The 26,796-nt window shown below is 68.9% G+C and carries 22 protein-coding genes and 1 rRNA gene; 3 read left to right on the forward strand and 20 right to left on the reverse strand.

The genetic code is table 11. From position 1 onward, the window contains the following. Positions 1–46: 46 nt before the first annotated feature. From ACF8ML_RS08700 to ACF8ML_RS08775, 16 genes are all read right to left on the reverse strand, one after another. Positions 47–604 carry a sigma-70 family RNA polymerase sigma factor gene (locus ACF8ML_RS08700; protein WP_392406997.1) on the reverse strand — a complete coding sequence of 186 codons (558 nt, stop codon included), beginning with the start codon at positions 602–604 and terminating at the stop codon, positions 47–49. Positions 605–766: 162 nt separating this feature from the next. Then, on the reverse strand, positions 767–1,945 hold the full coding sequence (locus tag ACF8ML_RS08705) for a DUF4272 domain-containing protein (RefSeq protein WP_392406981.1): 1,179 nt from the start codon (positions 1,943–1,945) through the stop codon (positions 767–769). A gap of 84 nt (positions 1,946–2,029) precedes the next feature. After that, positions 2,030–3,562 (reverse strand): sigma-54-dependent Fis family transcriptional regulator, encoded by a 1,533-nt coding sequence (locus ACF8ML_RS08710; RefSeq protein ID WP_047218309.1) that lies wholly within the window; start codon positions 3,560–3,562, stop codon positions 2,030–2,032. Positions 3,563–3,604: 42 nt separating this feature from the next. Next, positions 3,605–3,925, reverse strand: coding sequence for a metalloregulator ArsR/SmtB family transcription factor (locus ACF8ML_RS08715; protein WP_016449629.1), 321 nt, complete (start codon positions 3,923–3,925; stop codon positions 3,605–3,607). A gap of 140 nt (positions 3,926–4,065) precedes the next feature. Beyond that, the gene (locus tag ACF8ML_RS08720; protein WP_392406983.1) at positions 4,066–6,588 is read right to left on the reverse strand and encodes a TonB-dependent siderophore receptor; all 2,523 of its coding nucleotides are present in this window, start codon (positions 6,586–6,588) and stop codon (positions 4,066–4,068) included. Positions 6,589–6,674: 86 nt separating this feature from the next. After that, entirely contained in the window at positions 6,675–7,715 is a 1,041-nt protein-coding gene (locus ACF8ML_RS08725; RefSeq protein WP_267178822.1) for a siderophore ABC transporter substrate-binding protein, read from the reverse strand. A gap of 65 nt (positions 7,716–7,780) precedes the next feature. Then, positions 7,781–8,743: an iron chelate uptake ABC transporter family permease subunit gene (locus tag ACF8ML_RS08730; protein ID WP_017405488.1), complete on the reverse strand. Its 963-nt coding sequence runs from the start codon at positions 8,741–8,743 to the stop codon at positions 7,781–7,783. After that, positions 8,743–9,747, reverse strand: coding sequence for an iron chelate uptake ABC transporter family permease subunit (locus ACF8ML_RS08735; protein ID WP_043792727.1), 1,005 nt, complete (start codon positions 9,745–9,747; stop codon positions 8,743–8,745). The genes ACF8ML_RS08730 and ACF8ML_RS08735 overlap by 1 nt, the downstream gene beginning before the upstream one ends. Next, positions 9,744–11,561 carry an ABC transporter ATP-binding protein gene (locus ACF8ML_RS08740; RefSeq protein ID WP_392406986.1) on the reverse strand — a complete coding sequence of 606 codons (1,818 nt, stop codon included), beginning with the start codon at positions 11,559–11,561 and terminating at the stop codon, positions 9,744–9,746. Before ACF8ML_RS08740 ends, ACF8ML_RS08735 begins: the two co-directional genes overlap by 4 nt. Next, positions 11,555–13,369, reverse strand: coding sequence for an ABC transporter ATP-binding protein (locus tag ACF8ML_RS08745; protein ID WP_392406987.1), 1,815 nt, complete (start codon positions 13,367–13,369; stop codon positions 11,555–11,557). The genes ACF8ML_RS08740 and ACF8ML_RS08745 overlap by 7 nt, the downstream gene beginning before the upstream one ends. Positions 13,370–13,532: 163 nt before the next feature. Then, positions 13,533–14,570 carry a FecR domain-containing protein gene (locus ACF8ML_RS08750; RefSeq protein ID WP_392406988.1) on the reverse strand — a complete coding sequence of 346 codons (1,038 nt, stop codon included), beginning with the start codon at positions 14,568–14,570 and terminating at the stop codon, positions 13,533–13,535. A 9-nt stretch (positions 14,571–14,579) separates the two neighbouring features. Further along, positions 14,580–15,098 carry a sigma-70 family RNA polymerase sigma factor gene (locus ACF8ML_RS08755; RefSeq protein WP_212646072.1) on the reverse strand — a complete coding sequence of 173 codons (519 nt, stop codon included), beginning with the start codon at positions 15,096–15,098 and terminating at the stop codon, positions 14,580–14,582. Between the two features lie 103 nt (positions 15,099–15,201). After that, entirely contained in the window at positions 15,202–16,506 is a 1,305-nt protein-coding gene (locus ACF8ML_RS08760; protein ID WP_392406989.1) for an SGNH/GDSL hydrolase family protein, read from the reverse strand. 200 nt (positions 16,507–16,706) lie between these two features. Then, entirely contained in the window at positions 16,707–18,221 is a 1,515-nt protein-coding gene (locus ACF8ML_RS08765; protein ID WP_016449639.1) for a tripartite tricarboxylate transporter permease, read from the reverse strand. Beyond that, a complete protein-coding gene (locus ACF8ML_RS08770) occupies positions 18,221–18,790 on the reverse strand; it encodes a tripartite tricarboxylate transporter TctB family protein (protein WP_016454030.1) in 570 nt (189 codons plus the stop codon). Before ACF8ML_RS08770 ends, ACF8ML_RS08765 begins: the two co-directional genes overlap by 1 nt. Before the next feature lie 216 nt (positions 18,791–19,006). Then, positions 19,007–19,966, reverse strand: a complete 960-nt coding sequence (locus tag ACF8ML_RS08775; RefSeq protein ID WP_016449641.1) for a tripartite tricarboxylate transporter substrate binding protein — start codon at positions 19,964–19,966, stop codon at positions 19,007–19,009. 100 nt (positions 19,967–20,066) lie between these two features. Here ACF8ML_RS08775 and ACF8ML_RS08780 point away from each other — a divergent pair, with 100 nt between their 5' ends. The 3 genes from ACF8ML_RS08780 to ACF8ML_RS08790 are packed head-to-tail and all read left to right on the forward strand — an operon-like array spanning position 20,067 to position 22,756. Further along, positions 20,067–20,789 carry a response regulator transcription factor gene (locus ACF8ML_RS08780; protein ID WP_016449642.1) on the forward strand — a complete coding sequence of 241 codons (723 nt, stop codon included), beginning with the start codon at positions 20,067–20,069 and terminating at the stop codon, positions 20,787–20,789. A gap of 25 nt (positions 20,790–20,814) precedes the next feature. Continuing rightward, positions 20,815–22,302: a HAMP domain-containing sensor histidine kinase gene (locus tag ACF8ML_RS08785; RefSeq protein ID WP_209672733.1), complete on the forward strand. Its 1,488-nt coding sequence runs from the start codon at positions 20,815–20,817 to the stop codon at positions 22,300–22,302. Between the two features lie 4 nt (positions 22,303–22,306). After that, positions 22,307–22,756, forward strand: coding sequence for an RNA-binding S4 domain-containing protein (locus ACF8ML_RS08790; protein WP_074924373.1), 450 nt, complete (start codon positions 22,307–22,309; stop codon positions 22,754–22,756). A 99-nt stretch (positions 22,757–22,855) separates the two neighbouring features. On the opposite strand, the gene ACF8ML_RS08795 is transcribed toward ACF8ML_RS08790, so the two are convergent. The 4 genes from ACF8ML_RS08795 to rrf form a co-directional block, all read right to left on the reverse strand. Continuing rightward, entirely contained in the window at positions 22,856–24,229 is a 1,374-nt protein-coding gene (locus ACF8ML_RS08795) for a uracil-xanthine permease family protein (RefSeq protein WP_016454027.1), read from the reverse strand. A gap of 47 nt (positions 24,230–24,276) precedes the next feature. Next, positions 24,277–25,686 carry a guanine deaminase gene (gene guaD / locus ACF8ML_RS08800; RefSeq protein ID WP_392406990.1) on the reverse strand — a complete coding sequence of 470 codons (1,410 nt, stop codon included), beginning with the start codon at positions 25,684–25,686 and terminating at the stop codon, positions 24,277–24,279. A 19-nt stretch (positions 25,687–25,705) separates the two neighbouring features. After that, positions 25,706–26,449: a 16S rRNA pseudouridine(516) synthase gene (locus ACF8ML_RS08805; RefSeq protein ID WP_392406991.1), complete on the reverse strand. Its 744-nt coding sequence runs from the start codon at positions 26,447–26,449 to the stop codon at positions 25,706–25,708. Positions 26,450–26,575: 126 nt separating this feature from the next. Further along, positions 26,576–26,688: ribosomal RNA gene (gene rrf, locus ACF8ML_RS08810) — 5S ribosomal RNA — on the reverse strand. Positions 26,689–26,796: the final 108 nt, after the last annotated feature.

Here is a 26,796-nt window from a genome sequence, read left to right on the forward strand (position 1 = left end):
GTGAAGGCACAGGCCGCAGTCCGCGCAGGCCATGCAAGGTCTGGCCTCATCGAGCGTCTCCCGGCCGGGGCGATGCGGCGGGCGCAGGCGTGCCGTCCATGCGGTCCTGGCAGGCGCGGCAGGCCTGCATGCCCAGCTTGATGTGGCGCTCGACCATGGTGGTGGAGATGCCCATGTGCCGGGCCACTTCCGCCTGGGACATGCCGTCGAACTTGTGCAGGATGAAGGCCTCGCGGCAGCGCAGCGGCAAGGCGCCGATGGCGGCCAGCAGCGCTTGCACGGACTGGGAGGACATGGCGGCGATCTCGGGCTCGCAGGCCTGGGGGCCGGCCAGGTCATCCGCGCCCTGCGCCTGCTCCGCGCCCTGCGGCCCGGCATCCAGCGGCGCATGCGCTCCACGCACCTCGCTGCGGCGGTACTGGTCGATCACCAGGTTGCGCGCCGTGCGGTACAGCAGGGCACGCGGTTCGGCAATGCCCTCTCCAGAGCGCTGCACGGCCAGCAGGCGCGCATAGCTTTCCTGTGCAAGATCCTCGGCCGTGTCGCGATCCTTGATGGCCCTTTGCAGGAACCTCAGCAGTTCTCGGTAATAGCGTACGACCACGGGAGCCAACAACGGATCAGTCAACGGATGGCCATGCCCGGCCGCCTTGGCCCAACGGCAGGCGGTGCCGGGGGCTGCGAAGCGGCGAGTATAGACAGTTGAATGAGTTTCAATCTCAAACAGGAATAAAAAGAGGGCCGGCCGTGCGGCCATGCCACGTGCTCAGGTCGGCGTGTCCACGTCATCCCAGTCATTGCCCTCGAAGCGCACCAGCCAGTTCAGGGCGTGGTGGCGCTCCATGAGCACGTCGGCGTTCAGCCCCGCGGGCGCGGGCTGCTGCTGCACCTGGGCCTGGCGCACGATCCAGTGCAGGCGGTAGTGCTGGTCCAGGGCGTCGAGGATGTCGCTGTCGGGCCGCATGCGTGCGGCATGCAGGGCGCCTTGCAGGTCGCCAGCCTGCAGCAGGACGCGCGAGGTGAGCGGCACGTCGCAGATGGCATCGGGGAACGGCAGCGCATCGACCAGGCCCAGCGCCCATTCCAGCAAGTACGCGGCTTCGTAGCGCCAGCCGAACTTGGCGATGGCCTCTTCGGAGGGCTGGGCAGTGGCCATGAAGTCGCGCTCGTTGGGGGTGAGCGCGGCCTGGGCGGCTGGCAGGCGGTGGAACAGCTGCTCGGGTGTGAGCGGTTCGCCACTGTTCATTGCTTCGTTCAGTGCGTCGTTCAGCGATTCGGCGCGCACGGCCACGGCCAGCAGGGCGAAGGCGCGTGCGGCGATCTCGTCGGGCGCGCGCATGCGCAGTTCGGGCTCGGAGATCAGCGGCGGCAGGCTGGCCGCTGGCATGAAGCCGCGCTGCGCCAGCGTCTGCTCGCTGCGCTGCTTGCGCTGCCAGGCCTGCTGCGGATAGGGCAGCGCGGCCTGTTCATCGGGCTCGGCGCCGTTGGCGGCCAGCAGGATGCGGCCCTGCGGGTCGCGGATGCTGCCGTCCGCCAGAAATGCGATGGCGTTGGCGCGCTGCGCCCAGCCGGCAAAGGCATCGAGCTGCTCCGGCGCAACGCCCAGGCTCAGGTGCTGCTGCACGCGCTGGATGTGGCGCATGGCGTGGTAGCGGTTGCGCGTCATCTGCCCATCGCCGCGCCCCAGCACATAGCCGACAAAGCCGGAAAGATGCGGTGCCAGCTCGGGGTCCGACAGATCGCGGCGCCCGGCCAGCGTGTGCGGAAAGTCAATCGCAGGAAGGTCCCAGACGGTGCAGTAGGCGTTGATGAGTACTTCGTCCTTTGCAGCATCCGCCTGGGGTTCTTGCAGCTGGCGCTGGTGTTGCTGGTGTTCCTGTGGGCGAGCGGGCTCGGGTGCAGGCTTGCTGAATGCGGTCTTGAGGCGGGTAAGGAGGTTTTTCATGTTCACGGACTGGGTTCCGGGATGGGGAACAGCAGGAATCGCCCTGCCTCTTGGCCACGGTACGGCCTGCAGATGGCGGGTGACTCAGCCCCCCAGCTCCAGCACCGCCATGCGGTCATACAGCGTGGCCCGCGAGATGCCCAGCTGGCGCGCCGTAGCCAGTTTGTTGCCGCTGTTGGCGGCCAGGGTGGCGGTGATGGCCTTGCGCTCCAGTTCGGCCACCTGCTGGGCCAGGGGGCGCAGCAGGTCGGTGTCGGCGGGGCTGTTGTGGGCAGGGGACGGCGCGGGCGCAGTCTCGGGGCCCGGCGCGGGGGCGGCGGGTTCCACTCCTGATGAGCGCAGCACTTCGCGCAGTTGTTCTGCGTTGATGGCGGTGTCTTCGCTGCGCATGGCGGCCTGCTCCAGCACGTTGCGCAGCTCGCGGATGTTGCCGCGCCAGGTCTGGCCGGCCAGCAGGGCCAGGGCGTCGGGCAGCAGTTCGGGCGGGGGCATGTCGTTGCGCAGGGCCAGTTCTTCGGAGAGGACTTCGACCAGGGCCGGGATGTCGCGCCTGCGTTCGCGCAGCGGCGGCACGCGGATGGGCAGCACATGCAGGCGGTAGAAGAGGTCTTCCCTGAAGCGGCCATCGCGCACCATCTGCGGCAGGTCGCGCGAGGTGGCAGCGACCACGCGCACGTCAAAGCGCACGAGCTGGTTGGAGCCCAGCGGTTCGATCTCGCCTTCCTGCAGCGCGCGCAGCAGCTTGGCCTGCAGGTTCAGGGGCATGTCGCCGATTTCGTCGAGGAACAGCGTGCCGCCGTCGGCCAGCTTGAATTTGCCGTCGCGCGGCTTGCGGTCGGCGCCGGTGAAGGCGCCGGGGGTGACGCCGAAGAATTCGGCCTCCAGCAAGGCGTCCGGCACGGCGGCGATGTTGACGGTGACGAAGGGGCCGCCGCTGCGGGCCGATGCGGCGTGGATGGCATGGGCCAGCAGCTCCTTGCCGGTGCCGGTCTCGCCCAGCAGCAGCACGGGGCTGAGCGACTGGGCCGCGCGGCGCGCCTGGCGCTTGACCTCCACGGCGGCCGGGCTGCTGCCTACAAAGCTGGCAAAGCTGTACTTGGCGCGGCGCTCGCCCTGCACGGCCACGCGCAGGCTGCGGTTGCGCTGGGCGGCCAGCTCGCGCCGGGCCTCGTCCAGGTCGCGTTGCAGAACGGCGAACTTGCTGATCAGGGGCTGCAGCGTGGTCTCCGGCTGGTCGAACAGCACGATGCCGATGGCGCCGATGACCGCGCCCGCATCGTCCTTGAGCGGGATGCGGCTGACCACGAAGGTGCCGGCGCGGTTGGTGAGCAGGTCGATGAGCACGGGCTCGCCGGTTTCCAGCACGCGGCGCATGCGGGTGTTGGGGATGACGTCCTCGACCATGTGGCCCAGGAACTCATCCACCGAGGCCACGCCCAGGTCGGGCAGGAAGCGCTGGTAGCCCTCGTTGACCCAGACGATGCGCCCCGCCCTGTCGGCCAGGAACATGCCCTGGCTCATGGTGGAGAACAGCTGGAACATGGAGCGCGCTGCCAGCGCGAGGATGCCGTCGGCATCGAGCGGCAGGGGCTGGACCAGGGTGGGTGTGGGCGGCATGGATGGCATCCTAGCCGAGTCGCCCCTGCCAGGCTGCGGCACTCAGCCCTGCTCGATGGCGACCTGGGTGCAGATGGCGCAGCACATCTGCGCAGCCTGCTCGTTGGCGATGAAGTAGTAGATGCTGACGCCTTCGCGGCGCCGGCCCAGCACGCCGGCCTGGTACAGCGTGTTCAGGTGCTGGGACATGTTGGGCTGCGTGGTGGCGATGCTGGCGAGCAGCTCGGTCACGTTCTTCTCGCCATTGCACAACACGCTGATGATCTTCAGGCGCACGGGCGCCGCCATGGCACGGAACAACTCCGCAGCGCTCTCGAAAACGCTGTCGTCGCTCAGGTCCATGCTGTCATTGCGGCTGTCCATAGGCGTCTGTCATCCTGGTATACGGCGGGAGGGCAAGGGGGCTGGCATGCTTTGCCGCCCGACCGGGCTAGTTTATAGCCCGCAGGGCGGCAGCGCAGGCTCGGTGCGGCTTGATGGAAGGCAAGCCGCCCTGTCATCGCTCAGAAATCAACCGTGGCCGACAGCATGAAGGTGCGCGGTGCGCCCAGCCCGAGGCTGGTCCACAGCGGCGTGGCCCAGTAGGCCTTGTTGGCCACGTTGGTGATGCTGCCGCGCAGCGTGAGCGGATGGCCGGCCGCCGTGGTCACGTAGCGCGCGCCGATGTCGAACACGGTGCGGCCCGGCACGGACAGCGAGTTGTCGGCATTGATGTACTGCCTGGACGCCGTGGTGGCGTTGGCCGTCAGCGTCAGGCCCTGCACGGCGGGCAGGTCCCACTCCACGCCCAGCTTGCCCTGCAGCCTGGGCACGCCCGCCGCCAGCTTGCCCTGGTTCACGCCGCCTGCCGTGCGGGTGAGCTTGGGCTGTACGTAGGCAATGCCGCCCATCAGGCGCACGCCCGTGGCCACGTTGCCGAAGAAGCCCCATTCCACGCCCCGGTTGCGCTGCTCGCCGCCGAAGGAGAAGACGTTGGAGACGGGATCGGTGTAGCCGTTGGGCCGCTGGATCTCATAGAGGCTGAAGGTGTGGGCGAAGTCGCCCAGGTCCAGCTTCAGGCCCAGCTCCTTTTGCCGGGACTTGTAGGGCGCGAACACTTCGCCCGCGTTGGCCGCCGTCATGGGTGCGGTGGCGCCCTGGCTCAGGCCTTCGATGTAGTTGGCGTAGACCGAGACACGCTCGCTGGCCTTCACCAGCAGCGCGGCGGCCGGCGTGGTGGCGCCTTCGTCATAGCGCGCGGTGCGCGCGCCCGTGGCCACGTTGAAGGTGTCGCTGAGCACCTGCTGGCGGCGCAGGCCCAGAGTGAGCTGCACGCGGTCCTGCGCGAAGGACAGGGTGTCGGCCACGCCGATGCTGGTCAGCCGCAGTTCGGTGCGCGAGATCGGGGGCGCGTTGAAGCTGGTGGCCGGGCCCCAGATGGGGTGGTAGATGTTGGTGATCCAGTCCTGGGTCAGCACGTTGCGGCGGCCGAACTGCTTGTCGGTATGCGTGTAGTAGGTGGCGTTGAGCGCCCACTGGTGGCCCACGCCAGCCGTGTTGAACTTGCCCTTGAGGCCGGCCTCGGCCGACTTCTTGTCCATCTCGAAGCCCAGGTCGGCCAGGTTGGTGCGGTAGTCGCCGGCCGTGTTGAAGACCTGGATCAGGTAGGCCCCCGTGGAACGGTACCGGGTCTTGCTGGTGCCCACGGCGGCATAGGCCGTGACGCGGTCGCCCAGGTCGAGTTCGCCGCGCACCATGGCGCCCTTGTCCTTGGTGTCGTAGAAGGCCCAGCTGGGGTTGAGCAGGGTGTCGGCCTTGGGCGGCCTGGGCACGGGCAGGCCTGCGGCCAGGTTGATGCCGCGGTTCAGGCCGTCGGTGCGGTCCTCGCTGCTGTACAGGTCGGCCGACAGGCGGGCACGGTCGCCGCGCCAGTCCAGGCCCAGCGAGGCCAGCCGGGTCTCTTTTTCCTGGTGGTTCACGGCGCCGTCGCCGTCGCGCAGCACGCCGTTGAAGCGGATGCCGAACTGCTTGCGCTCGCCGAACCGCCGGCCCAGGTCGATGTGGGCGCCCAGTTGCGCATCCGACATGAAGGAGGTGGTCAGCCGCGTCAGCGGCTCGTCGCCCGCGCGCTTGGGCACGAGGTTGACCGTGCCGCCCACCGAGCCGCCGGGCGGCATGCCGTTGAGCAGGGCCGAGGGGCCCTTGAGCACGTCCACGCGCTCGAACATTTCTGGCGATGCGCGGTAGAACGGCGCCACGCCGAACAGCCCGCCAAAGGTCACATCGCCGATGCTGGAGCTGAAGCCGCGAATGGAGTAGTTCTCGCTGATGATGCCGGTCATGCCCGTGCTGAACACGGTGGGGTCGGCGGCGGAGATCACGTCGGTGATGTCGCGGGCCTGGCGGTCGGCGATGAATTTCTCGGTGTAGCTGATGGTGTTGAAGGGCGTCTCCATGAAGTCCTTGTCGCCCAGCAGGCCCATGCGGCCGCCTGTGGAGACCTGGCCGCCGGCATAGGCTTCCGGCGCCTGCTGAGCCTGTGCGCGCACGGTGACGGCAGGCATGAGCACGCCGCCGTCCACGGGCGCTGCCGCGTTGCGGTCGCGGCCCAGGGTATAGCTGCCGTTGGCTTCGCGCAGGGCGCGCAGACCCTGGCCGCGCAGCAGCTCGGCAAAGCCTTCGGCCACGCTGTAGCTGCCCGACAGGCCTGCGCTGCTGCGGCCTTGCAGCAGGCTGGAATCCACCGTCAGCTCCACGCCGGCCGCTGCGGCAAAGGCGTTGAGCGCCTGGCCCAGCGGGCCGGCCGGGATGCTGAAGGCGCGGCGGGCCTCGCCGGGTGCCGCCCCGGAGGCGGCTCCAGATGCGGCCCCCTGGGCAGCCGCCTGCGCCAGCGCGGACGGCATGGCCACGGCCAAGCCCCCCAGTGCCAGGCCCGCCATGCAGAGCATGTGCACGGCGATGGCCGTGTGCCTGCAGGCAAAGGCCGGGTGCGGCAGGGGGCGCGATGCGCCGTTGTGCGCGGGGCGCGATGGATGGCGTAGTGCCATGCGGGACTCCTTTCGATTCGGGTAGGCGTTGGGTCTTTCACCTTGTCTTCCGAACGAGAACGCCAAACCCTCAATCGAGAATGCGATCAATTTGCAACCGCAGCGGCCACCGGGCCCGCGCCCGCTGCCGGCGCATCGCCGTAGCCCTTGAGCACGTCATCGACCATGAGCTTCACCGAGGTCACGCTGGCCGCCGTGACGTACCAGGCCTCTGAATCGACGAAGACCACGCGGTTGTTCTTCCAGGCGCTGGTCTGGCGCAGCAGCGGGTTGTCCATGCCTGCGGCGTCCATGCCCGGGCGGCGCTGCATGATGGCCGTGCGGTCGATCACATAGAGGATGTCCGGGTTGGCCTGCTGGATGAATTCGCTGGAGATGGGCTGGCCGTGCAGGTCGGCCTCGGCCGCCGTGCTGGCGGGCCTGACGCCCAGCGCGTTGAAGACAAAGCCGTAGCGCGACTGCGGCCCGAACGAGGTGAAGGCGCCGTTGTTGTGCATGACGATGAGGGCCGTCTCCTTGCGCCCTTCGGTGGCGCGCCGGGCCTGGGCCACCTTGTCGTCCATCTCGGCGGCCTTGGCGCGCGCCAGGTCCTGCTTGCCGAAGATGCGGCCCAAGGTCAGCAGGTGATCGCGCACGGTGTCCAGGTGCCGGGTGCCGCTGTTCCTGAAGTCCACGTCGAAATGCACCGTGGGCGCAAAGCCCGAAAGCTCCTGGTAGGCGCTGGCCTGGATGGGCGAGATCAGCACCAGGTCGGGCTTGAGCGCATGCACGCGCTCCAGGTTGGGTTGGACGATGGAGCCCAGGTCCTGCACGTTGGCATCGTCCTTGTACCGGGCCAGGAAGTGGGGCACGAAGTCCTTGGGCATGCCGGCAATGGGCACGCCGAGCTGGTCGAGGAAGTCGGCCTCGTTCATGTCCAGCGCGGCCACGCGCTGCGGCGGGCGCTCCACCACCGTCGTGCCCAGCTGGTGCTGCACGGTGACGGGCTTGAACTCGCCGGCGCCCGCCGCCTGCGGCGCTGCGGCCTGGGTCGTGGGTGTGGCGGGCCGGTCGCAGGCCGACAGGCAAAGCGCTGCCGCCAGCGCAAGCATGGGCGCGCGGTGGGGAATGCGGAAAAGATGGGTCATGGGCTTTCTCTCCTGAAAAATGGCATGCATTGCTTGACTGTTTTTTGGTGGCGCCGGTGCTCGGCTCAGGCCCGGCCGCGCCCGCGCACCATGAGTGCAAGGAAGTAGCTGCCGCATACCAGGTTGACGAGGATGCCCACCGAGGTGCGGTAGTTGAAGACATGCTCCACCGCCAGTTGCGCCGCGATGAAGATGGACACGGCCACGGCACAGCCCAGCGGCAGCGTGACCCGGTGGCGCGCCGTGCCCGCCAGCGCATAGCTGATGTGGGCCACGAAGATGCCCATGAAGGCCGTGGGCCCCAGCAGGCTGGTGGACACCGCCACCAGCGCGGCAATCAGCGCCAGCTGCAGGCGCAGCTGGCGCTGGTAGTGCACGCCCAGCGAGATGGCCTGCTCGCGCCCCAGGGCCAGCACGTCCAGCACGGGCAGGCTGCGCCGCACGATCACGCAGGCCACGGCCACGATCAGCGCCGACCACAGCAGCTGCGCGGGCCGGGCGCGGTTGAACGAGGTGTAGCTGTAGCCCTGCAGCACAGAGAACTCTCCGGGGCTGATGCGCAGCTGCACGAACTGCGTGAAGGTGCCTATCACCATGCCCAGCACCAGGCCCAGCAGCAGCAGGAAGTACACGTTGTCGCGCCCCCCGCCCAGCAGCCAGCGGTGCAGGGCCCAGGAGTAGCCCAGCATGCAGGCCACCGACAGCCAGAAGTTGCCGCTGGGGCCCAGCACCACCAGGCTTTGCACGCCCATGGCCAGCACCAGCAGCGCCTGCAGCAGCAGGTAGACCGCCTCATAACCCATGATGGCGGGGGTGAGGATGCGGTTGCCCGCAAGCGTCTGGAAGACGATGGACGACAGCGCAATGCAGATGCCGCCGATGACGATGGCCGACAGCCGCGTCAGCCGCCGTGCAATGACGTAGCCGAAGTCCAGCCCCGAGCCCAGCAGCACGAAGCAGGCCGCCAGCGCGGCCACCACCAAGGCAGCCGCAATCCACGCGGTGGTGTGAGGCAAGGCCTTGCGCATCACGGCCTTCTGCGCAGGATGAGCACGAGGAAGAGCACGCCGCCCACGCTACCCGCCGTCAGGCCGATCGGCACCTCGAAGGGGTGCATGATCAGCCGGCCCACGATGTCGCAGGCCAGCAGCAGCGAGGCGCCGCTGAGCGCGACGATGGGCAGGGTGCGGCCCAGGTTCTCGCCGCATCGCATGGCCACCAGGTTGGGAATGACCAGGCCCACGAAGGGAATGGCGCCCACGGTGATGACCGTGGCCGAGACGGTGACCGCCACCAGCACCAGGCCCAGCGTGGCCAGCGCCGGATAGCTCAGCCCCAGGCTGGTGGCCATGCCCTCGCCCATGCCCAGCACGGTGAAGCGGTGCGCAAACGCATAGGTCAGCACCACGATGGGCACGATGAGGTAGATGATCTCGTAGTGGCCCTGCACGACGCGCGAGAAGTCGCCCAGCAGCCAGCCCTGCATGCTTTGCAGCAGGTTGTGGCGGAAGGCATGGAACTCGGCAATGGCGCTGAGCACGCTGCCGTACATCAGGCCGACCACGGGCACCAGCACCAGGTTGCGCAGGCGCATGCGGCGGATGATGGCCACGTACAGCAGGCTGGCGCCCAGGCAGAACACCAGCGCGAACACCATGCGCCAGGCCACGCCCCACGCGCCCGAGGTGAAGGCCGAGGCGGGCGCCACCGTCAGCGACACCAGAATGCCCAGCTTGGCCGCGTCCAGACCGCCGCAGGTAGCAGGCTCCACAAAGCGGTTCTGCACGATCTGCTGCAGCACGACGCCGCACACCGACAGCCCCACCCCCGTGAGCACCAGCGCTGCCAGGCGCGGCAGGCGGCTGGCCGTGAGGGTGAGCCAGGCATCGCCCGACAGCGACAGCAGTTGCCCCCATTCCACCTGCCGCGCGCCGGTGAGCACGGACGCGCAGCACAGCGCGGCAAACGGCAGCAGCCACGGCGCCAGGCGCGGGACCTGCGTCCCGGTCTTTGGCTTCGCAGGCTCGCTCAACGGAGGTCCTCACCCGTGCCCGTGCCCGTGCCCGTGCCCGCTACCGTGCGCGTTCTCGCAATGCGCCAGCCCTTGGCGGCGCGCCGCCGCGCCAGAAAGCGCGCGTACAGGCCCGGCGCCTGTGCCAGCTGCTGCGGCGTGCCCTGCTCGCTGACGCGGCCCTGGTCCAGCACGATGATCTGGTCGGCCATGGCCACGGTGGACAGCTGGTGGGCAATCACGATCAGCGTGCGCCGGCCGCGCAGCCGCGCCAGCGCCTGGGCGATGGCCGCCTGGTTTTCGGCATCCAGCGCGGCCGTGGCCTCGTCGACCAGGAGGATGGGCGCATCCTTGATGAGCGCACGCGCGATGGCGATGCGCTGGCGCTCGCCGCCCGACAGGCGCGCCCCGCCCTCGCCCACCGGCGTGTCCAGGCCCTGCGGCAGGCGCTCGATGATTTCGGCCACGCCGGCCTGGCGGGCGGCTTCCATCACCTCGGCATCGCTGGCCTGCGGGCGGCCCATGCGGATGTTGTCGGCAATGGAGCCCTGGAAAAGGTAGCTGTCCTGGAAGATCTGGCTGATCTGCCCGGCCAGCCGCTCGCCCGCGATCTGGCGCACGTCGATGCCGCCCACCAGAACGCTGCCCTGCTGCACATCGAAAAAGCGTGCGATCAGCCGCAGCACGGACGACTTGCCAGAGCCCGAGGCCCCCACCAGCGCCGTCATCGAGCCCGGCTCCACGCGCAGGCTCAGGCCGCGCAGCACCTCGGGCTGGCCCGGCGCGTAGCGGAACACCACATCGCGCAGCTCCACCGAGGCATCGCGCGGCGCCTGGGGCACGGCAGGCTCGGGCAGCGGCTGGACCGCGAGGATGTCGCGCACGGCATCGAGCTGCACGCGCGCGGCGCGCAGCGAGTCGGCGTAGCCGGCCACCTCCAGCAGCGGATCGACATGGCGGCAGGCCAGCAGCAGGGCCACGATCACGGGGATGGCGGCTTCCATTCCCATGCCCATGCCCTGTGCTGCAACGCCGCCCAGGCGCTCGTCCAGCCACAGCGCGCCGGCCACCAGCAGGGCCGCAAACACAGCCTGCACGGCCCAGCCGTTGAGCACGCCCGACAGCGCCGCCAGGCGGATGGATTGCGCGCCCGATGCGCGCTGCCGGCCCAGGGCCTGCTCCAGCCAGCGCGTGCCGCCGCCTTCGCCATTGAAGGCGCGCAGCACGGACTGCGCCTGCGCAAACTCCACCATGCGCTGGCTGGCGCCGGCCATGCTGCGCTGCAGGCGTTCGTCTGCACGGCGGCCCAGGTGCGCGGTGACCAGCAGCACGCCTGCCAGCAGCGGCAGCGCCAGCAGTGCAATCAGGCCCATGCGCCAGTCCATGGCACACAGCGCGGCCACCACGGCAACGGGCGCCACGGCGCCGCTGAACACGGGCGTGAACACATGGGCCGGCAGCTGGGCCACCTCCATCATTCCCTGCGAGACAACGTGGTTGAGCCGGGCCGTGTTCTCGGGGGTGAACCATCCCACGGGCAGGCGGGCCACATGGTCGCCAAGCCGGTGGCGCGCCACGCGCAGCACGGCGGCGCCCAGGCCCAGGCCGGCCTTTTCCACCTGGCGCTGCCAGGCCCAGCACAACACCACGCCCGCCAGCAGCACGGCCAGCCAGGCTGCGGCGCCACGCGTATCGCCTGCCAGCAGGCGCGACGCCACGGGCACCAGGGCCGTGACGACCAGCCCGCTGAGCAGGCCATGCAGCACGGCCATGCAGGCATAGCGGCGGAAAAGCCGGGCGTCGTCGCCCAGCAGTTGCATCAGGGTCTTCAGCATGGGGGCAGCTCCGGGGCCAGGGCGGGGGTGGAAGGCAGGGATTGGGAGGGCTGTGACTCGTACCCGCCCAGCGCCCACAGCCGTGCGTAGCGTCCGCCCAGCGCCAGCAGCTCGGCATGGCTGCCGCGCTCGCGGATGGCTCCGCCTTCCACCACCAGGATCTGGTCCGCATGCATGACGGTGTCCAGCCGGTGGGCGATGACCAGCAGGGTGCGTCCGGCGGCCAGGCGCGACAGGGCTTCCTGGATGGCAGCCTCGCTCTCGGCATCGGCAGCGGCCGTGGGCTCGTCCAGCACCAGCACGGGCGCATCCAGCAGCACGGCGCGCGCAATGCTCACGCGCTGCTGCTCGCCGCCGGACAACTGGGCGTCTTCGCCGATCACGGAGTCATAGCCGCGCGGCAGCGCCAGGATGCGTTCATGGATGTGGGCGGCGCGCGCCGCCTCTTCCACCTCCTGCGCGCTGGCCGAGGGCCGGCCCAGTGCGATGTTCTCGCGCACGCTGGCATGCACCAGGCGCACGTCCTGCAACACAAAGGCCAGGTGGCGGTACAGCTGCCGGGTCTCGATCTGCCGCAGGTCCACCCCGCCCAGCGTGATGCGCCCTTCGTTCGGGTCGAAGAAACGCAGCAGCAGCCGGGCGAGCGTGGACTTGCCCGCGCCCGAGGCACCGACCACGGCGGTCACCGTGCCGGACTTGAGCGTGAAATCCATGCCCTTGAGCACGTCATGCCCCGCCTGGTAGGCATGGCCCACGCCTTCGAAGCGGACTTCGCAGCCTTGGGGCAGCCTGCATTGATGGGCGGCCGGTTGCTCCAGCACGGGCGTGCGCAGCAGCGCCTGCACGCGCTGGGCGGCGCCCGTGGCGTGGTTGAGCGCATGCAGGTTGAAGCTGAGCAGCTGCAGCGGCGCGCTGATGCCCGGCGCCACCAGGGCAAAGGGCAGCACGTCCACGGGCGCCATCCAGCCCAGGGCCGTGAACAGCGTGCCAAAGGCCAGCACCACCCCCAGCACGGCCACGGGCGCGATCAGCGCATTGGCATTGGCGCGCGCCGACACCAGCGGACGCGCAAAGCCTAGGAAGGCATCGGTAAAGCCATCGACGGCCTCGCGGTAGCTGCCATGTGCTCGGCCGCTGGTGCCAAAGGCCTTGACCACGGGAATGCCGTGCACGAACTCCACCACCGCGTTGTTGATGCGCGCCAGTCCCGCGCCAAAGGCCGGCATGTGGGCACTGCTGGCCCGCATGGCGTGGCGCATCACCAGAAAGAAGATGCCGAACGGCAGGGCCGAGACCAGGGCCATGCGCCAGTCCATGGCCACCAGGTAGACCGCAGAAGCGGCCACCGTGCCCGCGCCGCGCCCCACCGTGGTGTAGAAGTGCGCGGTCAGCTCGTGCAGGGTGGCCACGTCGTCCTGCATGGCCTGCTTGACCTGGCCCGAGGCCCGCTCGGTGAACCAGCCCAGCGGCACACGCGCCAGCCGCTGCATGGCCGACAGGCGCAGCCCGTGGGTGAGGCGGTTGTCGGCCAGATGGGCAACCAGCTCGCCCGCCGACACCAGGGCCATGCCCGCGAACAGGCAGACAAGGCACAGCGCGATGACGTGCCAGGCATCTGCCGCCACCATGCCGCCATCGGCCAGCGCCAGCCGCGCGATGTGGGCGATGCCGGCCAGCGGCGCCAGCGCCAGCACGGCACCCGCAAACGACAGCAGCGCGGCAAGAACAAGCTGCGCGCGGATGGGCTGCAGCGTCTGCGCAATGGGGCCGGGGCCGGCCTGGGCGTCATCGGCCTCGGGTGAGTGCATGGGTTCTCCTGGAAGGCATGGCGGATCAGAAAAGAACAGAAAACAAGGGCTCTTGCCTGTCTTCCGAACGAGAACGCCAAACCCTCAATCCCCAGGGGCAGAAAGTTGAATCAGCCGGTAACGGGTTCCGAGAAACGGGGAAGGCGCCGCGATCAAAGAAGCCTCAGCCCGCCGCCTGCACCGTGACCCAGTAGCGCGTGCGCGAGACCACCTGCACGGGCAGGCCCAGGGCCAGGTTGTGCAGGGCGCGGTCGGTGTCGCGCAACGAGAACACGCCCGTGACGCGCAGGCCGGCCACCTGCGGGTCGCAGCGCAGCAGGCCCGTGCGGTAGCGCGCCAGTTCGGCCACCAGCTCGCCCAGAGGCATGTTGTCGGCCACCAGCACGCCGCGCGCCCAGGCGGCGGCACTTTCCTGCGCAGGCACCGGAGCCCGGGCCTGCTCGCCAGTGAAGACGGCGCCCTGCCCCGCATCCACGCGCACCACCTGGCCCGGCGCCCTGGCAGGACGCACCTCCACCGCGCCCTCGAACACGGCCACGCGTGAATGCTCTTCTTCCTGGCGCAGCGTGAAGCGCGTGCCCAGGGCCTGCACCGTGCCGTGGCGCGAGCGCACGCGCAGCGGGCGGGGTGTGCTTTGCGGATCGGGCGCGGTGGTGACGAGGATTTCGCCGGCGCGCAGCAGGATCAGGCGCTCGGCCTCGTCAAAGCGCAGGTCGATGGCCGAGGCCGAGGCCAGCACCACCTGCGTGCCATCCGGCAGCGTGATCTCTCGGACTTCACCACGCGCCGTGCCATGGCTGGCGGCGGCGACCTGCCATGCATCGGTGCCGCGCAACACATGGGCAATGCCTCCGGCCGTGGCCATGAGGCCCAGCAACTGCATGGCACGGCGGCGGCCCCGGGGCGCCGGCGACGCAGCGGAGGTGTCCGCCAGCGTATGCCGCGCGATGCCGCCGGGCACGCTGCGCAGCTTGTCGTCGAAGGCCTGCAGGCGGCCCCAGGCCAGCTCGTGCCGGGGATGCTCGGCCCGCCAGCGGGCGCAGGCGGCTCGGTCTTCATCGCTGGCGTCGTCAGCCCACAGGCGTGCCATCCATTCGGCGGCGCGCTGGACGATGGCCGGCTCCAGCGGCTCGCTGGCGGACGCAGTTGCGCAGGCGTCAGTGGATGCGGCTGACGCGGCCGATGCCGGAGATGAAGACATGCCGGCCACTCAGCACACGGCGCCGTGCAGCGCCTGGTAGCAGGCCAGCAGGCCGGCAGCGATGTATTTCTCCACCGAGGACACGGACACGCCCAGCTCGGCCGCGATATCTCGGTAGGCCATGCCGTCGAGCTTGCACAGCAGCAGGGCCTTGCGCGCCTTGGGCGGCAGGCCGTTCAGCGCGGCATCGATCTCCACCAGCGCCTCCAGCGCCAGGGCACGTGTTTCTTCGGAGGGCGCCATCTGCTCGGGCAGCAGGGCCAGCGCTTCAAGATAGGCCGCCTCCACGCGGCGGCGCCGGTACAGGTCGATCACCAGGCCATTGGCGATCTGGGTGAGATGGCGGCGGTGCTCGTCGGCCGGCGGAACACGGCCGGTGCGCAGCAGTTGCAGGTAGACGTCGTGCGCCAGATCGGCCGCATCAAAGGCATTGCCCAGCTTGCGGCGCAGCAGGCCGCGCAGCCAGCCGTGGTGATCGGTGTAGAGAATTTCGACTTGTTGCTGAAGCGCAAACTCGGCGGCGGCCACAGTACCCCTCCCTGTGCCCCAGGGCGCAGGCACGCCGGGGACGTATGACAAATGAGAACCATTTGCATTTTATATGGAAGCCAGCCCCCGCCGCCGCGACGCACTAGCGCTGCGGCAGGCCGGGCAGTATGGCGTTCAGGTCTACCGCGTTGGCCATGGCGCGGTTGCCTTCGTCGCCAGGATGCAGGTGGTCGCCCGAGTCGAAGCGCGCCGCCATGCGTGCCGGGTGGGCGCTGTCGCGCAGCACGGCGTCGAAGTCGATGACGGCATCGAAGGCGCCGCCCAACCGTATCCATGCATTCACCTGCCGCCGCAGGTCGTCCTTGCCGTCCTGGTAGTAGTCGTCCAGCGGCGTGCCTGGCAAGGCGCCCTCGAAAGGCGGCAAGGTGGCGCCGATCACGCGCAGGCCGTGGCTGCGCGCCCTGGCAACCAGCTGGCGATAGCCCTCTGCCATGTCCTGCAGCGTGGGGCGCTGCGCCCGCGGCGCAAAGGCCGTGCCGGGCCAGGAAATATCGTTGATGCCCAGCAGCACGATGAGGCTGCGCACACCGGGCTGGGCCAGCACATCACGCTCCAGCCGCGCCAGGGCATGCTCGCCCATGCCATCGGACAGCAGGCGCGCCCCCGAGATGCCGGCATTGACCACCGCCGCGCCGTGCGGCGCAAGGCGCGCGGCCAGGAAATCCGGCCAACGACTGTCCCTGTCCAGGCTGGCCGTGGCACCGTCGGTGATGGAGTCGCCCATCACCGCTACCACGGGCGCCGCAGCTTCTGCCTCGACCTCTATGCCCGCCAACAGCGGGCGGGCCGTGCTGCTGATTGCGCCAGGGTCCGAAGTCCGCAGCGCCGCAGCCGCGGACTGATCGCCCGCCACGATCCAGCCGGTCTGACGCCCATCCCAGTGAAAACTCTGCACAGGCGTGGCACCGGGCAGGTACAGGCTCACGGCCACCTGCGACAGCGAGGCCAGCGGCAAGGCCACAGGGTCGCTGACCAGGGATACGCCTGCGGCAATGGTGGCTTGCGCGCTGCCGCCAAAGGTCACGGCCTGCAGGCTGCCGGACTCGACGGCGCCTGCCGGCAACGGCTTTGCCACGGTCGCCCTGCCCACGGTCACAGGCTGGCCGCCGTAGGCGTTGGACAGCACGATGCGCAAGCGCGGCCCGCCCAGGCTGATGCGTGCCACCTGGCGCACGGTCTGGTCCTGCAGCACAGCGGGCAGATTGGTGGGAAAGAGGAAATCCGCCCCCCAGACCGGCTGCGGGCTGGCCTGCCACGTGGCAGCCCAGTGGGAGGCTTCAGCCGAACCCGCCGGCGCCGTTGAATCCGCCATGGCTGGCGTGGAAATCACAAGCGCCAGAAGGGCCGCGCCCGAGGCCGTGGAAAGCGATGGAAAAAGTTGCCGCATGCAAGGAATCCGATGTCTGTCGATGGCTGGATCATGGATTCAAGGGCGGCGCGGGACTAGACGGTCTGCTGGAACACCATCTGTGAATGGAAGGCATCAACCAGCTGACGAAAAAAGCCCCTGCCTCGAAAGGCAGGGGCTGTCAGGAGCCCGTGGACGCCATGCGTAGCATCGACGGGCCGGCTAGCAACGGGTTGGCGTCAGCCGGCAGTGGCCTGCGGCGAGGGCTTGGGCTGCAGGCGCTTGAGCACGCGCGGCACGATGAGCACGCAGGCCACGATGATGATCAGCGTCAGCGACATGGGGCGCTGCAGGAAGATCCACCAGCTGCCTTCGCCGATGGACACGGCGTTGCGCATCTGCGCCTCGGCCAGGGGGCCCAGGATCATGCCCACCACCACGGGCGCGGTGGGGAAGTCGAAGCGGCGCATGATCACGCCCAGTACGCCGATGCCGTACAGCAGGAACAGGTCGAACGCGCTCTGGCGCATGCCGTAGGCACCCACGGTGGCGAAGATCAGGATGCCGGCGTACAGCTGGGGACGCGGGATCTTGAGCAGCTTGACCCACAGGCCCACCATGGGCAGGTTGAGCACCAGCAGCATCAGGTTGCCGATGTACAGCGAGGCGATCAGCGCCCAGACCAGGGCCGCGGACGAGCTGAACAGCTGCGGGCCGGGGTTGATGCCGTAGTTCTGGAAGGCGCCCAGCAGCACGGCCGTGGTGTTGCTGGTGGGAATGCCCAGGGTCAGCAGCGGGATCAGCGCGGCGGTCACGGTGGCGTTGTTGGCGGCCTCTGGGCCGGCCACGCCTTCGATGGCGCCCTTGGTGCCGAACTCCGCACGGTCCTCGCCCTTGGCCAGCTTCTTCTCGGTGGCATAGCTCAGGAAGGTCGGAATCTCGGTGCCGCCGGCGGGAATGCAGCCGAAGGGCGTGCCGATGACGGTGCCGCGCAGCCACGCGGGCCACGAACGCTTCCAGTCACGGCCGGTCATGTGCACGCGGCCCATCTTGTTTTGCGTATCGACGACCTTGCCTTCGTACATGGCGGCGTACAGCACTTCGGCCACGGCGAACAGGCCCACGGCCACGAGCACGATGTCCACGCCGTCCAGCAGTTCCATCTTGCCCATGGTGTAGCGCGCAGCGCCCGAGATCTGGTCCATGCCGATGCAGCCCAGCGCCAGCCCCAGGAACAGGGCCGTCATGCCGCGCAATGCGCTCTGGCCCAGCACGGCGCTCACGGTGGTGAAGGCCAGCACCATCAGCATGAAGTACTCGGGCGGGCCCAGCTTGACGGCGAAGTCGGCCACCGAAGGCGCGAACAGCGTGACGACCACGGTGGCCACGGTGCCGGCCACGAAGGAGCCGATGGCGGAGGTGGCCAGCGCGGCGCCCGCGCGGCCGCTCTTGGCCATCTTGTTGCCCTCCATGGCCGTGACCATGCTCGCGGTCTCCCCGGGAGTGTTCAGCAGGATGGAGGTGGTGGAGCCGCCGTACATGGCGCCGTAGTAGATGCCCGCGAAGAAGATCATCGAGGCGGTGACATCGACCTTGGCGGTGATGGGCAGCAGCATGGCCACGGCCACGGCCGGTCCGATGCCGGGCAGCACGCCCACGGCCGTGCCCAGGGCGCAGCCGACCAGGGCCCACAGCAGGTTGGCCGGTGTGATGGCGGTGGCAAAGCCCGCCAGCAGTGCGTCAAAGATTTCCATTACAGCCACCCCGTCTCAGTCAGGCCCGGCAGGTTGATCGCCAGGAATTGCGTGAAGGCCCAGAACACGGGCGCCGAGATCAGCAGTCCGGTGACCACGTCCTTGGCCCAGGTGATGGGCTTGCCCGCCTGGGCCTGGCCGCCGGCACGGCGCAGGCCCTGCACGGCCAGCACGTAGCAGACGGTGCAGCTGACGATGAAGCCCACGGTGCCGATCAGCACGGCATTGACCAGCAGGCCCGTCGACACCCAGACGAAGGCGCCGATGTCGGCTCGTGGGTGGCCGCCCCCGCAAGAGGCTTCGCGAAAGCCGCCCGTGCGTGCCTCCCAGACCAGCCAGGCGCCGCAGACTGCGAGCACCAAGGCACACAGCCAGGGCAGGAAATTGGGGCCGACGCCGCCGTAGCCGGCATCGCCAGGGATTTGCAGCGCGCCGAAGGCCAGGCCTGCGGCGACAAGCAGCACGCCGGAGCCGACGATGGTCTGCGCGCGTACCGAGGGAAAGCCGCTGGGCTCATCGGCCTGGGCGGCATCCGTGGCAAGTGGATTGGGTTGTGAGGACTCGGACATGGTCAGTTCCTGGCCGCAGCGGGACCGGCGACCGGGCCGGCCACCGCTGCAGACGTGGGGAAAAAATTAAGCCGCCGGGGCCTGCGAGCCGCTGGCGCGGCGCGCGGGCATCTTCCGCTTCTTGAAGCAGGCGCTGCGACTGGCGCCTGCCGTGGCCCGCAGGAGGGCGGGCCTGTTGCTGCACCGACCCCGCAAGAGGCCGGTGCAGCAGCTCGATCACACCATGCCGGACTTGACCATGGTGGCGCGCAGGCTCGCGAACTCCTGGTCCACGAACTCGCCGAAGGCATCGCCGGCCAGCCATGCAGGCGTCCAGTCGTTCTTCTGCAGCGCCTCGGCCCAGGCCTTGCTCTTGGTGGCCTTCTCGATCATGGCGACCAGCGCATCGCGCTGTGCCTTGGTGATGCCGGGCGCGCCGTACACGCCGCGCCAGTTGCCGATCTCCACGTTGATGCCCTGCTCCTTGAGCGTGGGCACGTCCACGCCCTTCAGGCGCTGGCCCGAGGTCACGCCGATGGGCTTCATCTTGCCGGTGCCGATGTACTCGGCGAACTCGCTGTAGCCGCTGCCGCCCACGGTGACGTTGCCGCCCAGGATGGCGGAGATGGCCTCGCCGCCTCCACGGAATGCCACGTAGTTGATCTTGGAGGGATCGACGCCGACTTCACGCGCAATCATGGCCGCCGCGATGTGCTCGGTGGAGCCGCGCGAGCCGCCGCCCCACTTGACGGAGCCCGGGTCCTTCTTGAGCTGGGCGATCACCTCGGCCATGTTCTTGAAGGGCGAGTTGGCGGGCAGCACGAAGACGTTGTACTCGCTGGTCAGGCGGGCCAGCGGCGTGGCCTGCGTGAGGTTCACGGGCGGCTTGCCCGTGATGATGCCGCCCAGCATGACGGCGCCCATGACCATCATGGCGTTGGGATCGCCCTTGCTGCCGTTGACGAACTGCGCAAGGCCGATGGCGCCGGCGGCGCCGCCCTTGTTGTCATAGGTGACGGAAGCAGCCTGACCAGCGTCCTGCAAAGCCTTGCCCAGGGCACGGCCCGTGGTGTCCCAGCCGCCGCCGGGGTTGGCCGGCAGCATCATCTTGACGGCTGCCGCAGCCTGCGCAGACAGCGGCAGGCTGCCTGCGGCGGCCAGTGCGGCCAGCGACTTCAGAAAAGTATCACGACGCATGGTTTGACTCCTTGTGTTGTAAGGCTGTCGATGATCGGTTCGCTACCTGTCAAATGGCTGTCCAAACCCCTAGGGGAATCCCTAGATCGCTCTCGCCACGATGGCCTGCATCGCGCCCGGTGCTAACGTCCGGCCCATGCAATTGCTGCTCGTAGAAGATGACAACGCCATGCGCACCACGCTGCAGCGCACGCTGATCCGGCGCGGCATCCAGGTGGAGACGGCGGCCGACGGCCCGTCGGCCCTGGCGCAGTGGCTGGTGCGCGAGCCCGACGCCGTGGTGCTGGACCTGAGCCTGCCCGGCCTGGACGGCCTGCAGGTGCTGGAGCGTGCGCGCGGCCAGGGCCTGCGCACGCCCGTGCTCATCCTGACCGCGCGCGGCACCGTGGGCGACCGCGTGCTGGGCCTGAACGCCGGTGCCGACGACTACCTGGCCAAGCCCTTCGACCTCGACGAGCTGGAGGCCCGGCTGCGCGCCCTGCTGCGCCGCAGCAGCGACAGCTTCACGCCCAAGCCGCCGCCCGAGACCATCGCCATGGGTGCGCTGCGCTACGACAAGGCCAGCGGCGCCATCCACCGCGATGGCGAGATCATGGAGCTGACGCCGCGCGAGCTGGCCCTGATGCACGCCCTGCTGGCACGCCCCGGCCATGCCGTGGCCAAGGAGCGTCTGTTCGCGCTGGTGTTTCCCGGCGAGTCGGACGTGCAGTACGAAGCCGTGGAAGTCGTCGCCTACCGGTTGCGCAAGAAGCTGTCGGGCACGGGCGTGCAGCTGGTCACGCTGCGCGGCCTGGGCTATCTGCTCAAGGCCGAGTCGGCCTGAGGCACTCCACCACTCACCGCAGCCCATGCGCGACCCCGGTCTTCCCCTTCCCGCCCCCGCGCGCACTCGCCAGCCCTGGTCGCTGCGCCGCCAGCTGCTGACGGGCATTCTCATGCCCGTCATTCTGTTCATTGGCTTCAATACCTGGAGCCTGTACCACCAGACGCTGGCTGCGCTGAACACCGCCTATGACCGCACGCTGCTGGCCTCGGCCAAGAGCATCAGCGAGCAGCTGGATGTGACGGGCTATGACGAGTCCGCCCAGCTGCATGCCATCGTTCCCTACTCGGCGCTGGAGATCTTCGAGGCCGACAACCAGAGCCGCATGTTCTACCGCGTCTCCACGCTGGAGGGGGAAATGGTGTCGGGCTTTGGCGAGCTGCCCATGTGGCACGGCGTCATTCCCCAGCGCCCGCCCTACGCGGCCCTGGTCGACTTCTACGACGCACAGTTCCGGGGCCGGCCCGTGCGCATGGCCGTGCTGCTGCAGCCCGTGGCCAGCGCCAAGGGGCGCGGCATGGCCGTGATCCAGGTGGCCGAGACGCTGGAGCTGCGTGAAGCGCTGGCCCTGCAGATCCTGCGCACCACGCTGGCGCGGCAGGCCCTGCTGGTGGCCGCCGTGGCGCTGATCGTGATCTTCGTCGTCCAGCGCGCCACACAGCCCGTGCGCCGGCTCAGCAGCGACCTGCGATCGCGCCCGCGCGGCGATCTGAGCCCGCTGTCGGCACCCTCAGCACCGCGCGAGTTGCAGCCGCTGCTGGAGGCCATCAACCAGCTCATGCTGCGGCTGCGCCAGCTGCTGTCGGACCAAAAGCGCTTTGTGCGCGACGCGTCGCACCAGCTGCGCACGCCGCTGGCCGTGCTCAAGGCACAGCTGCAGTCGGCCCAGCGCGGCGATGTGCCAGCCGAGCAGGCCTTTGAGGAAATCGGCGCCACCGTGGACCGCGCCACGCGCCTGGCCAATCAGATGCTGGCGCTGGCCAAGGTCGAGCAGCTGCGCCAGGAAGACAGCGCCGAGCCCGCATCGCCCGCGCCCAGCCTGCTGGACGAAGTGGTGCGCGACGTGGCCATCGAACTGTCGCCGCTGATTGCGGAGCAGGACATCGACTTTTCCATAGACACGGAGCCCTGCCCCGTTCCTGCCCACGAATGGATGCTGCGCGAGCTCACGCGCAACCTGCTGCACAACGCCATACGCCACATGCCTGCGGCCGGCAGCCTGCACATCAGCGTGCACCAGGCCGGCAGCCAGGCCGTGCTCAGCCTGCGCGACAGCGGGCCGGGCATAGACAGCGAGCTGGCGCAGAGGCTGTTCCAGCCATTTTCGGCCGGCAATGCGCGCAGCGGCTCGGGTCTGGGGCTGGCCATCTGCCACGAGATCGTGCAGACGCTGGGCGGCGCCATCGAGCTTCGCAACATCTACCGGCAAGGCCTGGTCTGCGGACTGCATGCGCACGTGGCGATTCCGCTGCAGCCGGCCACTGGCAAGCACCCCGCGCCGCGCGCACAATAACGCCATGACCGATATCGAATCCATGCGTCTGGACAAATGGCTGTGGTGCGCGCGCTTCTACAAGACGCGCAGCCTGGCGACGGAGGAAATCGGCAAGGGCCGCGTCACCGTCAACGGAGCCCTGGTCAAGCCCGCGCGCGAGGTGCGCTGCGGCGACACCGTGGCCCTGCGCCAGGGCCAGGTCCCGCGCACTGTGGTCATCCGCGGCCTCTCAGGCATGCGGGGCCCCGCCCCCGTGGCCCAGGCCCTGTACGAGGAAACCGCCGAAAGCCTGGCCGAGCGCGAACGGCTGGCAGAGCAGCGCCGGCTGGCTCCGGAGCCCGCCAGCAGCATCGCCAGCCAGCACGAAGGCCGCCCCACCAAGCGCGACCGCCGCCAGATCGACCAGGTGCGCGAGCGCGGCAGCTGGGACAGCCGCTGGAGCGCCTCCATCGACGATCTGGAGCGGCGCTGAATCGCACGGCCCTGCCCGCCTCTTCCAGCAAAAAAGCCATGCGCAACAACTGCGCATGGCCTTTTTGCATGGATTTGCGGGAAGCAGGCCCTGCGGCGTTCAGACCACCTGGTCCCTGGCCGGGGCGTCGTCATCCTGCGCGCGCGGCAGGATGAGGTTCATCACCATGGCGGCCATGGCGCCCACGGTCACGGCCGAGCCCAGCAGGTACTGCAGCATGTCCGGCAGGGTCTGCACCCAGTCCTTGGGGGCCAGGGTGGCAAAGAAGGAGCAGATGATGGGCACGCCCACCACCAGCATGGCACGCTCGTCCAGGCGCACATGGCGCAGGATGCGGATGCCCGCCATGGCAATGGTCACGCAGACCACGGCGAACATGCCGCCGATCACGGGCGAGGGAATGGCCGCGATCAGTGCGGAGAACTTGCCCAGGAAGCCCAGGCAGGCCAGCACCAGGCCGGCTGCAATGAAAACCATGCGGCTGGCCACGCCGGTGATGGAGATCACGCCGGCGTTGGTGGAGTAGCCGGTGACCGGCGTGGCACCTATCAGGGCGGCCACGCTGCAGCTCAGGCCTTCGCCCACGGCGCCACGGTCCAGCTGGCGGCTGGTGATGGGCTGGTTGATCACGGCCGAGACCGCGAACCACGTGCCCGTGGTTTCCGCCATGACCACGAGGTAGATCACGACGAAGGTGAGCACGGCGGGCAGCGAGAACTGCAGCGGATAGTCGATGCCCGCCAGCTTGGGCAGCGTGAGCCAGGGCGCATCGGCAATGGGCTGCCAGGCAAACAGCCCCATGCCCCAGGCGACGGCCGTGCCGCCAGCCAGCGCGATGATCACCGACGACAGGCGCATCCAGCGGCCCAGCCGGTTGTCGAAGCGCAGGCCCAGCATCATGGCCGCAATCAGCAGCGCCGCCGATACCGAAGCCAGCGCAATGGACTGGTTGACCGTCATGCCGCCGTGGACAGAGAACACGTTGGCGCTCAGCGCAATCGGCAGCAGCGACAGCCCCACCACGAGGATGATGGTGCCGCCGACGATGGGCGGCACCAGCCAGCGGATCACGCGGTGGAACCAGCCCAGCGCCCCCAGCGCAATGACGATCAGCGCTCCCGGAATCAGCGCGCCATAGACCGCTCCCATGCCGCCGAAGCCGCCGCCCGCGCCAAAGGCCACGGCCAGGATGGCACCCAGGGGAATGTAGGAAGGCCCTTGTGCCACGGGCATGCGCATGCACCAGGCCGTCTGGATCAGCGTGCCCAGTCCCGCTGCGAGGAAGGTGGACTGGATCATGGACGCCGCGTCGGCCTGCGACAGCGCCAGGGCCGAGGCAATGATGAAGGGCACGACATACACGTCCATGGCCATCACATGCTGCAGGCCCAGCAACAGGGCCTGGGAGAGCGTGACGCGGTCGTCAGGGCGGGCGATCAGGCGCCCTTCGTAGGAGGAGGTCGGTTCGGTCATGGAGCGGAAAACGCGGGAAACAGCCAGTGCGCAAACGCAGCCGGTCTTCAGGCGGGGCTGGACGCCTGGCGCCGGTGCACGCACGCGCCCTGCACCCAGGTGCAGGCCACATTGGCACGCGTGGCATGGTGGATGATCTTCTGCAGGATGTCGGCCGGGCCGTCCTGCTCGGGCCAGATCTGCACATTGGAGTCCGGCGCCAGGCAGTCGACGGCCAGGGCATCCATGGCATGGCCGGGCTCGATGCGGCCAATGGGAAGGTCCAGCGCATCGCCACCCGCCGCCGTGGCCAGCCACAGTGCAAAGACGTGGTCGATGCGGGCCTGCACGCCCTGCCCCGCCCTGCCGCGCCGGGCGGCCGTCTGCGCCGGATCCACGCCTTCGTGCAAGGCCAGCGAGGCTGTCATGGCATGGCGGCAGGCGTCGAACATGCTGGGGCTGTAGCCCCCCGAAATGTCCGTGGCCAGTCCCATGCCCAGGCCCTGCTCGCGGCCGCTGCGCGCGGGGAAAACGCTGTTGGCGAAATAGAAGTTGGATAGCGGGCAATGCGCCACCGAGGCGCCCGTGCGCGCCATCAGCGCCACGTCATCGGCCGTGAGGAAGTTGGCATGGGCCACGACCGTGCGGCGCGTGAGCAGGCCGAAATCATGCAAGGCATGCGCATCGGTACGTCCCTGCCGCTCCAGCACATGGGCGTGGGCCCAGTCGCTTTCGGAGCAATGGGTTTGCACATGGGCGCCGGTGCGTCCAGCCAGGTCGCCCAGGCCGCGCAGCAGCTCGTCGGTGCATGAAGGAATGAAGCGCGGCGTGATCACCGGCAGCACGCGTTGCTGCGCGTTGTCCGGATGCTGGCGCAGCCAGTCGATGAAGCGCGCTGTCTCGGCAATGCCTTCGGCGGCGCTGTCGTCCTTGTAGTACGGGGGGCATTGCGACGGCTCGTCCATGGCCACCTTGCCGACCAGGGCGCGCTGGCCCAGGGCCAGGCAGCGTTCGGCCAGCACCTGGTTGCCCACGGCGTGGATGGTGCCGAAGTACATGGCCGTTGTCGTGCCATTGGCCAGCAGCGTACGCACCACGCTGTCGTACACCGAAGTGGCAAAGCCGGCATCGCCGTAGCGCGCTTCCAGGGGAAAGGTGTACTCCTGCAGCCAGGTTTCCAGCGGCACATCCAGGGCCTTGCCGCTTTGCGGCCACTGCGGCGCATGCACATGCAGGTCCACCATGCCGGGCAAAAGGTACTGGCCCTCGGGCAGGCGCTGCAGCGTGCCTGCGGCCGCATGCGCGGCCTCCAGAGCGGCGCGGCGGGGATCACCGCGCTCCAGCACGGCATCGATCATGCCGCGGCCATCCACCACGATCAGCACGTCCCGCCGGATGCGCAGCGCGTGCGGCGTGGGGGCATCGAAGGCCGTGCACAGCAGGGCCCAGCCTGGGCGCGGCTCAGAGGAATTCATCATGGGAAACGACAAGAAAGCTTCACTTGGCCTTGAGCTTGGCCAGGTCCTCGGCCGACAGCCAGCGCCACTGGCCCGGCTGCAGGTCCTCGGTGAGCTCCAGCTCGCCAATCTTCCAGCGGTGCAGGCCTTCAACGCGGTTGCCAACGGCGGCGATCATGCGCTTGACCTGGTGGTACTTGCCCTCGGTCAGCGTGAGTTCCAGCACATGCTCGCTCACCTGCTCGCAGGCAGCCGCCTTGACGGGCTTGGGGTCGTCATCGAGCACCACGCCCTCCAGCAGGCGCTGCACCTGCCGCGCATCCACGGCATGCTTGGTGGTCACACGGTAGACCTTGGGCACATGCTTCTTGGGCGAACTCATGCGGTGGATGAACTGGCCATCATCGCTGAGCAGCAGCAGGCCCGTCGTGTCCTGGTCCAGCCGCCCCACGGCCTGCACGCCCTGCACAGCACCCTTGTTCGGGCGCTGGCGCAGCGGCATGGGCAAAAGCGAGTAAATGCTCGGATAGGTTGAAGGCTTTTGCGAGCACTCCGTGCCCGCCGGCTTGTGCAGCAGCACATAGCCCAGCGCGTGATAGGCCCACTCCACGCCCTGTACGCGATAGCGCAGGCCTTCAGGATCGATGTCCTGCGTGGAGTCGAGGCAACGCACCCAGTCGTTGGCCTCGGTGTCCCACAGTTCCACCCAGCCCTGCTGGACCAGGCCCGAGCACACGCGGCGGATACCGAAGCCTTGGGAGTACAGAATGTCTTGCAGTTGCATGTTGGTCTTTCAAGCCGGCGCACCCACCATGGCGCACGCACATCGCGCAGGGCCGGAACAGGTATTCTGCGCAAACAAGCAAAAAACCCCGTAGCTTTGGGCTACGGGGTTTCTTGGGCTGTAAGAGCCTGACGATGACCTACTTTCACACGGGAACCCGCACTATCATCGGCGCAAAGTCGTTTCACTGTCCTGTTCGGGATGGGAAGGAGTGGTACCAACTTGCTATGGTCATCAGGCATAACTTGTTGTCATGCTGCTCTTGTGAGCAACACAACGAATTCATAGAGTCTGTAATCAGCTTTGTATTTTGACTGCGCCTTACTTGGCATAACCACCTTGATGAT

This window comes from Delftia sp. WSY_10 (assembly GCF_043104705.1).
GTDB classification, from domain to species: Bacteria; Pseudomonadota; Gammaproteobacteria; order Burkholderiales; family Burkholderiaceae_C; genus Comamonas; species Comamonas tsuruhatensis.